We start from the raw sequence: 7,095 nt of genomic DNA, 5'->3' as shown, positions 1-7,095 counted from the left end.
AAAAAAAACAAGGAGTAAGTTATGGCAAAAGAACCGTGGCAAGAAGATATTTATGAGAATCAAGAAGAACAGACGAGAACGGAACGACGTCAACGTAATCAAAAAGGTACAGGCGTTGTTGCAAATCGTGTTTTGACGATTCTAGCTAGTCTCTTTTTCGTGATTGTTGTAGCAATGATAATAGTATTGATTTACCTTTCAAGCGGAGGGAGTAATCGCACAGCAGCCTTGAAAGATTTTTATGATTCATCTGCCCCTGCTTCAACTTCTGTAACAGAAGAATCGTCTTCTTCATCTAGCAAGACTGAAGAAGCAACTTCTACAGAGAGCTCCTCTAGTGAGAGTCATTCTGAAGAACATGCTGCTAGTGAAGGAACAATTACAGTTCAGGCTGGTGAGGGTGAAGCTGTCTTGGCACAACGTGCAGGTATTTCAATTGCTCAATTAGAAGCATTGAATCCTGGACATATGGCTACAGGATCTTGGTTTGCAAATCCTGGAGATGTGATTAAGACTAGATAGGAGTCATAAATGAAGACGATTCAAATTGCTATCGATGGTCCAGCTTCAAGCGGTAAGAGTACGGTTGCTAAGATTATTGCTAAAGATTTTGGGTATACCTATCTAGATACAGGTGCCATGTATCGTGCGGCGACCTATATGGCTCTGAAACACCAGTTAGGAGTGGAAGAGATTGAGGAACTTTTAGCCTTATTGGACCAGCATCCAATCAGCTTTGGGCGTTCAGAAACTGGAGAACAGCTTGTCTTTGTAGGAGATGTGGATATTACCCATCCTATTCGTGAAAATCAAGTGACCAATCATGTTTCTGCTATTGCGGCAATTCCTGAAGTACGTGAGAAACTAGTTTCTCTTCAACAAGAGATTGCCCAGCAAGGTGGGATTGTCATGGACGGTCGCGATATTGGGACTGTTGTATTGCCACAAGCAGAATTGAAAATTTTTCTAGTAGCTTCTGTTGATGAAAGAGCAGAGCGTCGTTACAAAGAAAATATTGCCAAGGGAATTGAAACAGACCTTGAAACCCTAAAAGAGGAAATTGCTGCGCGTGACTACAAGGATAGCCATCGTGAGACTTCTCCTCTCAAACAAGCAGAGGATGCAGTTTACCTTGATACAACTGGACTAAGTATTCAAGAAGTAGTTGAAAAAATTGAATCAGAAGCAAAAGAACGCATGTCCTAGGGACAGAAGAAGCAGGCTAAAGCTAGCCTGCTTCTTTTCTATCAAACTGAACGCATTCCAAACCAGTCTTTTTTTGAGTTTTTTGATAAAATAGTACTATCAGTGAAAAGGATGGAAGCATGACTAAGAAAATCGTAGCTATTTGGGCCCAGGATGAAGAGGGTGTGATTGGTAAGGACAATCGTCTGCCTTGGCATTTGCCAGCAGAATTGCAACATTTTAAAGAAACAACTCTGAATCATGCTATCTTGATGGGGCGTGTGACCTTTGATGGAATGGGGCGTCGCCTGCTTCCAAAACGGGAGACCTTGATTTTAACACGTAACTTGGAAGAAAAGCTAGACGGGGTTGCTACTTTTCATGATGTCCAGTCAGTTTTGGACTGGTATCAGGGTCAAGACAAGAATCTTTATATTCTCGGCGGGAAGCAAATTTTTCAGGCTTTTGAACCCTACCTTGACGAAGTGATTGTGACTCAAATTCATGCTCGGGTGGAGGGAGATACCTATTTCCCCGAGGAGTTTGACTTGTCTCTTTTTGAGACGGTTTCAAGCAAATCTTATACCAAAGATGAGAAAAATCTTTATGATTTTACCATCCAATACCGCAAGAGAAAGGAAGTCTAATGGAACGTAGTATATTTGGTTTTTTCACAGCCATGCTGTGTTTGGTCTGCTTGCTTGCAGGAGCACAGGCCTTTCGTAAAAAGCGCTATGGACTTTCTGTCCTGCTCTTGTTAAATGCCTTTACCAATTTGGTCAATAGTATCCATGCTTTTTACATGACCTTATTTTAGATAGAATGATAGTATAGAATAGAACGGAAGGAAATCATGCCTACAACTAGGAATAATGATATGATGGTTTATTGCTCATTTTGTGGCAAAAGTCAAGAAGAAGTACAAAAAATAATCGCTGGCAACAACGCTTTTATCTGTAATGAATGTGTGGAGTTGGCCCAGGAAATCATTCGGGAGGAGTTGGCTGAGGAAGTCTTGGCAGACTTGTCAGAAGTTCCAAAACCAATCGAACTCCTCCATATCTTGAACCACTACGTAATCGGTCAAGATCGTGCCAAACGTGCCTTGGCAGTGGCGGTTTACAACCACTACAAACGCATCAATTTCCACGATACACGCGAAGAGTCAGAAGATGTGGATTTACAGAAGTCAAACATCTTGATGATTGGCCCAACTGGTTCAGGGAAAACTTTCCTTGCTCAGACCTTGGCTAAGAGCTTGAATGTGCCTTTTGCTATTGCGGATGCGACAGCTCTGACTGAGGCTGGTTATGTGGGTGAGGACGTGGAAAATATTCTCCTCAAACTCTTGCAGGCTGCTGACTTTAACATTGAACGTGCAGAACGTGGCATTATCTACGTAGATGAAATTGACAAGATTGCTAAGAAGAGCGAGAACGTTTCTATCACACGTGATGTTTCTGGTGAAGGGGTGCAACAAGCCCTTCTCAAGATTATTGAGGGAACTGTTGCTAGCGTACCACCTCAAGGTGGACGCAAACATCCACAACAAGAGATGATTCAAGTAGATACCAAGAATATCCTCTTCATCGTGGGTGGTGCCTTTGATGGCATTGAAGAAATTGTCAAACAACGTCTGGGTGAAAAAGTCATCGGTTTTGGTCAAAATAACAAGGCGATTGACGAAAACAGCTCATACATGCAAGAAATCATTGCGGAAGATATTCAAAAATTTGGTATTATTCCTGAGTTGATTGGACGCTTGCCTGTCTTTGCGGCTCTTGAGCAATTGACCGTTGATGACCTGGTTCGCATCTTGAAAGAACCAAGAAATGCCTTGGTTAAACAATACCAAACCTTGCTTTCTTATGATGATGTCGAGTTGGAATTTGACGACGAAGCCCTTCAAGAGATTGCCAATAAAGCCATCGAACGCAAAACGGGTGCGCGTGGTCTTCGCTCTATCATCGAAGAAACCATGTTAGATGTTATGTTTGAAGTACCGAGTCAGGAAAATGTGAAATTGGTCCGCATCACTAAAGAAGCTGTCGATGGAACGGATAAACCAATCCTAGAGACAGCCTAGAGGTGACTATGGAACTTAATACACACAATGCTGAAATCTTGCTCAGTGCGGCCAATAAATCCCACTATCCGCAGGATGAACTACCAGAGATTGCCTTAGCAGGGCGTTCAAATGTTGGTAAGTCCAGCTTTATCAACACCATGCTCAATCGCAAGAATCTCGCTCGTACATCAGGAAAACCTGGTAAAACCCAGCTTCTCAACTTCTTTAATATCGATGACCAGATGCGCTTTGTGGATGTGCCTGGTTATGGCTATGCCCGTGTTTCTAAAAAGGAACGTGAAAAGTGGGGGCGCATGATTGAGGAGTACCTAACGACTCGGGAAAATCTTCGTGCGGTAGTCAGTCTAGTTGACCTTCGTCATGCCCCGTCAGTAGATGATGTGCAGATGTACGAATTTCTCAAGTATTACGAGATTCCGGTTATCATCGTTGCGACCAAGGCGGACAAGATTCCTCGTGGTAAATGGAACAAGCACGAATCAGCAATCAAAAAGAAATTAAACTTTGACCCAAGTGACGACTTTATCCTCTTTTCATCTGTCAGCAAGGCAGGGATGGATGAGGCTTGGGATGCAATCTTAGAAAAATTGTGAGGAAAAGAAAATGGCAAAAACAATTCATACTGATAAGGCTCCAAAGGCTATCGGACCATATGTTCAAGGAAAAATCGTAGGCAACCTTTTGTTTGCTAGTGGTCAAGTTCCCCTATCTCCTGAAACTGGGGAAATCGTTGGAGAAACGATCCAAGAACAGACAGAGCAAGTCTTAAAAAACATCGGTGCTATTTTGGCAGAAGCAGGAACAGACTTTGACCATGTTGTCAAAACAACTTGCTTCTTGAGCGATATGAATGACTTCGTTCCTTTTAACGAGGTTTACCAAACGGCCTTTAAGGAGGAATTTCCAGCTCGTTCAGCTGTGGAGGTAGCTCGTCTTCCTCGTGATGTAAAAGTCGAAATCGAAGTCATCGCAGAGATTGGATAAGCTAGTTGAAGTTTGGTTCTGCCAAACTTCTTTTGATATAAGGAGAAAAAGATGACAAAGAAACAACTTCACTTGGTGATTGTGACAGGAATGAGTGGTGCAGGGAAAACAGTTGCCATTCAGTCCTTCGAAGATTTGGGTTATTTTACTATTGATAATATGCCGCCAGCTCTCTTGCCTAAGTTTTTGCAGTTGGTGGAAACAAAGGAAGACGACCATAAGTTGGCCTTGGTAGTAGATATGCGTAGCCGTTCTTTCTTCTCAGAGATTCAAGCTGTTTTGGATGAGTTGGAAAACAAGGAAGAACTGGACTTTAAAATTCTCTTTTTGGATGCAGCTGATAAGGAATTGGTTGCTCGTTACAAGGAAACCAGACGGAGTCACCCTCTAGCTGCAGATGGACGGATTTTGGATGGAATCAAGCTGGAACGTGAGCTCTTGGCGCCTTTGAAAAATATGAGCCAAAATGTGGTGGATACGACTGAACTTACTCCTCGTGAGCTGCGTAAAACCCTTGCAGAGCAGTTTTCAGATCAAGAGCAAGCCCAGTCTTTCCGTATCGAAGTCATGTCTTTTGGCTTTAAATATGGAATCCCAATTGATGCAGACTTGGTCTTTGATGTCCGTTTCTTGCCAAATCCCTATTATCTACCAGAACTGCGTAATCAAACGGGTGTAGATGAACCAGTTTATGACTATGTCATGAATCATCCTGAGTCAGAAGATTTTTATCAGCATTTGTTGGCCTTGATTGAGCCGATTTTGCCAAGTTACCAAAAGGAAGGGAAGTCCGTTTTGACCATTGCCATGGGTTGTACGGGTGGACAACACCGTAGTGTAGCCTTTGCTAAACGCTTGGCGCAGGACTTATCCAAGATTTGGCCTGTTAATGAAGGGCATCGCGACAAAGACCGAAGAAAGGAAACGGTAAACCGTTCATGAGAAAACCAAAGATAACGGTGATTGGTGGAGGTACTGGAATTCCTGTCATTCTTAAAAGTCTGCGTGAAAAAGATGTGGAAATCGCAGCTATCGTAACGGTGGCGGATGATGGTGGTTCATCAGGTGAACTCCGAAAAAATATGCAACAATTGACACCGCCAGGGGATCTTCGCAATGTCCTTGTGGCCATGTCGGATATGCCTAAGTTTTATGAGAAGGTCTTTCAATACCGCTTTTCTGAGGATGCGGGAGCCTTTGCTGGCCATCCATTGGGAAATCTCATTATCGCTGGCCTGTCAGAAATGCAGGGTTCGACCTATAATGCCATGCAGTTGCTGAGCAAATTTTTCCACACAACTGGGAAGATTTATCCTTCCAGTGACTATCCTTTGACCTTGCATGCAGTCTTTCAGGATGGGACAGAAGTGGCTGGAGAGAGTCATATCGCAGACCATACAGGTATGATTGACCATGTCTATGTGACCAATACCCTCAACGATGATACGCCTCTGGCTAGCCGTCGAGTAGTGCAGACCATTCTTGAAAGTGACATGATTGTCCTAGGGCCTGGCTCTCTCTTTACCTCTATTTTGCCCAATATCGTGATTAAGGAAATCGGGCAGGCGCTTTTGGAAACCAAGGCAGAAATCGCCTATGTCTGCAATATCATGACTCAACGTGGGGAGACGGAACACTTTACAGATAGCGACCATGTGGAAGTCTTGCATCGTCACCTTGGCCAACCTTTTATCGATACCGTCTTGGTGAATATCGAAAAAGTGCCTCAGGAATACATGAATTCCAATCTCTTTGATGAATACCTGGTGCAGGTGGAACATGATTTTACTGGTCTTTGTAAGCAAGTTCCGCGCGTGATTTCATCCAACTTCCTTCGTCTGGAAAATGGAGGCGCCTTCCACGATGGGGATTTGATTGTGGATGAATTGATGCGGATTATACAGGTGAGAAAATGAGTTTCACAGTAGCAGTAAAAGAAGAAATCCTAGGTCAGCACCATCTGAGCCGGCATGAATTATCTGCCATTATCAAGATGTCTGGCAGTATCGGTCTCTCGACTTCGGGCTTGACCTTGTCAGTTGTGACAGAAAATGCCAAACTGGCTCGTCACCTCTATGAGTCCTTTCTCCATTTCTATGAAATCAAATCAGAAATCCGACACCACCAACGGAGCAATCTCCGCAAGAATCGGGTCTATACCGTTTTTACAGATGAAAAGGTGCAGGACTTGTTGAGTGATTTGCACTTGGCAGACTCTTTCTTTGGCCTGGAAACAGGTATTGATGAGGAGATTTTATCAGATGAGGAAGCAGGTCGTGCTTATCTTTGTGGCGCTTTCTTGGCAAATGGAAGCATTCGTGACCCTGAGTCAGGCAAGTACCAGTTGGAAATCAGTTCTGTTTATCTGGACCACGCGCAAGGGATTGCCTCTCTTCTCCAGCAATTTTTACTAGATGCTAAGGTGCTTGAGCGCAAAAAGGGAGCTGTGACCTATCTCCAGCGTGCCGAAGATATTATGGACTTCTTGATTGTCATCGGAGCTATGCAGGCGCGTGATGATTTTGAGCGGGTTAAGATTTTGCGAGAAACCCGTAATGACCTCAATAGGGCCAATAATGCAGAAACAGCCAATATTGCTCGGACAGTTTCTGCCAGCATGAAGACTATCAACAATATCAGTAAAATCAAAGATATCATGGGCTTAGAAAACCTGCCAGTGGATTTGCAGGAGGTAGCGCAATTGCGGATTCAGCACCCAGACTACTCTATCCAGCAGTTAGCAGATAGTCTCAGCACCCCTCTGACCAAAAGTGGCGTCAATCACAGACTTAGAAAGATAAATAAATTAGCCGATGAACTATAAAACCACGAATCGT

10 protein-coding genes are annotated in these 7,095 nt (G+C 43.5%); all 10 read left to right on the top strand.

Annotated elements, in window-relative coordinates; all coding sequences use genetic code 11:
- Window positions 1-21: 21 nt before the first annotated feature.
- The 10 genes from HMPREF2701_RS04630 (at window position 22) to whiA (ending at window position 7,082) form a co-directional block, all read left to right on the top strand.
- The gene (locus tag HMPREF2701_RS04630) at window positions 22-522 is read left to right on the top strand and encodes an SAG1386/EF1546 family surface-associated protein (protein ID WP_061590353.1); all 501 of its coding nucleotides are present in this window, start codon (window positions 22-24) and stop codon (window positions 520-522) included.
- Between the two features lie 9 nt (window positions 523-531).
- Complete coding sequence (gene cmk, locus HMPREF2701_RS04625) at window positions 532-1,206, top strand: (d)CMP kinase (RefSeq protein ID WP_070482282.1); 675 nt, start codon at window positions 532-534, stop codon at window positions 1,204-1,206.
- A gap of 119 nt (window positions 1,207-1,325) precedes the next feature.
- Window positions 1,326-1,832 (top strand): dihydrofolate reductase, encoded by a 507-nt coding sequence (locus HMPREF2701_RS04620; protein ID WP_070482280.1) that lies wholly within the window; start codon window positions 1,326-1,328, stop codon window positions 1,830-1,832.
- Entirely contained in the window at window positions 1,832-2,002 is a 171-nt protein-coding gene (locus tag HMPREF2701_RS04615; RefSeq protein ID WP_042901356.1) for a hypothetical protein, read from the top strand. Before HMPREF2701_RS04620 ends, HMPREF2701_RS04615 begins: the two co-directional genes overlap by 1 nt.
- Window positions 2,003-2,038: 36 nt before the next feature.
- Complete coding sequence (clpX, locus tag HMPREF2701_RS04610) at window positions 2,039-3,271, top strand: ATP-dependent Clp protease ATP-binding subunit ClpX (RefSeq protein ID WP_025169664.1); 1,233 nt, start codon at window positions 2,039-2,041, stop codon at window positions 3,269-3,271.
- 8 nt (window positions 3,272-3,279) lie between these two features.
- On the top strand, window positions 3,280-3,867 hold the full coding sequence (gene yihA / locus HMPREF2701_RS04605) for a ribosome biogenesis GTP-binding protein YihA/YsxC (RefSeq protein ID WP_070482278.1): 588 nt from the start codon (window positions 3,280-3,282) through the stop codon (window positions 3,865-3,867).
- 10 nt (window positions 3,868-3,877) lie between these two features.
- Window positions 3,878-4,258, top strand: a complete 381-nt coding sequence (locus tag HMPREF2701_RS04600; RefSeq protein ID WP_001140420.1) for a RidA family protein — start codon at window positions 3,878-3,880, stop codon at window positions 4,256-4,258.
- Window positions 4,259-4,309: 51 nt separating this feature from the next.
- Window positions 4,310-5,200 carry an RNase adapter RapZ gene (rapZ, locus tag HMPREF2701_RS04595; RefSeq protein ID WP_061590350.1) on the top strand — a complete coding sequence of 297 codons (891 nt, stop codon included), beginning with the start codon at window positions 4,310-4,312 and terminating at the stop codon, window positions 5,198-5,200.
- Window positions 5,197-6,174 carry a YvcK family protein gene (locus tag HMPREF2701_RS04590; RefSeq protein ID WP_061590349.1) on the top strand — a complete coding sequence of 326 codons (978 nt, stop codon included), beginning with the start codon at window positions 5,197-5,199 and terminating at the stop codon, window positions 6,172-6,174. The genes rapZ and HMPREF2701_RS04590 overlap by 4 nt, the downstream gene beginning before the upstream one ends.
- A complete protein-coding gene (gene whiA, locus HMPREF2701_RS04585) occupies window positions 6,171-7,082 on the top strand; it encodes a DNA-binding protein WhiA (RefSeq protein WP_033684109.1) in 912 nt (303 codons plus the stop codon). Before HMPREF2701_RS04590 ends, whiA begins: the two co-directional genes overlap by 4 nt.
- Window positions 7,083-7,095: the final 13 nt, after the last annotated feature.

This window comes from Streptococcus sp. HMSC077D04, from assembly GCF_001808785.1.
Classification (GTDB): Bacteria; Bacillota; Bacilli; order Lactobacillales; family Streptococcaceae; genus Streptococcus; species Streptococcus mitis_BX.
This window is presented reverse-complemented; position numbering and strand designations above follow the sequence as displayed.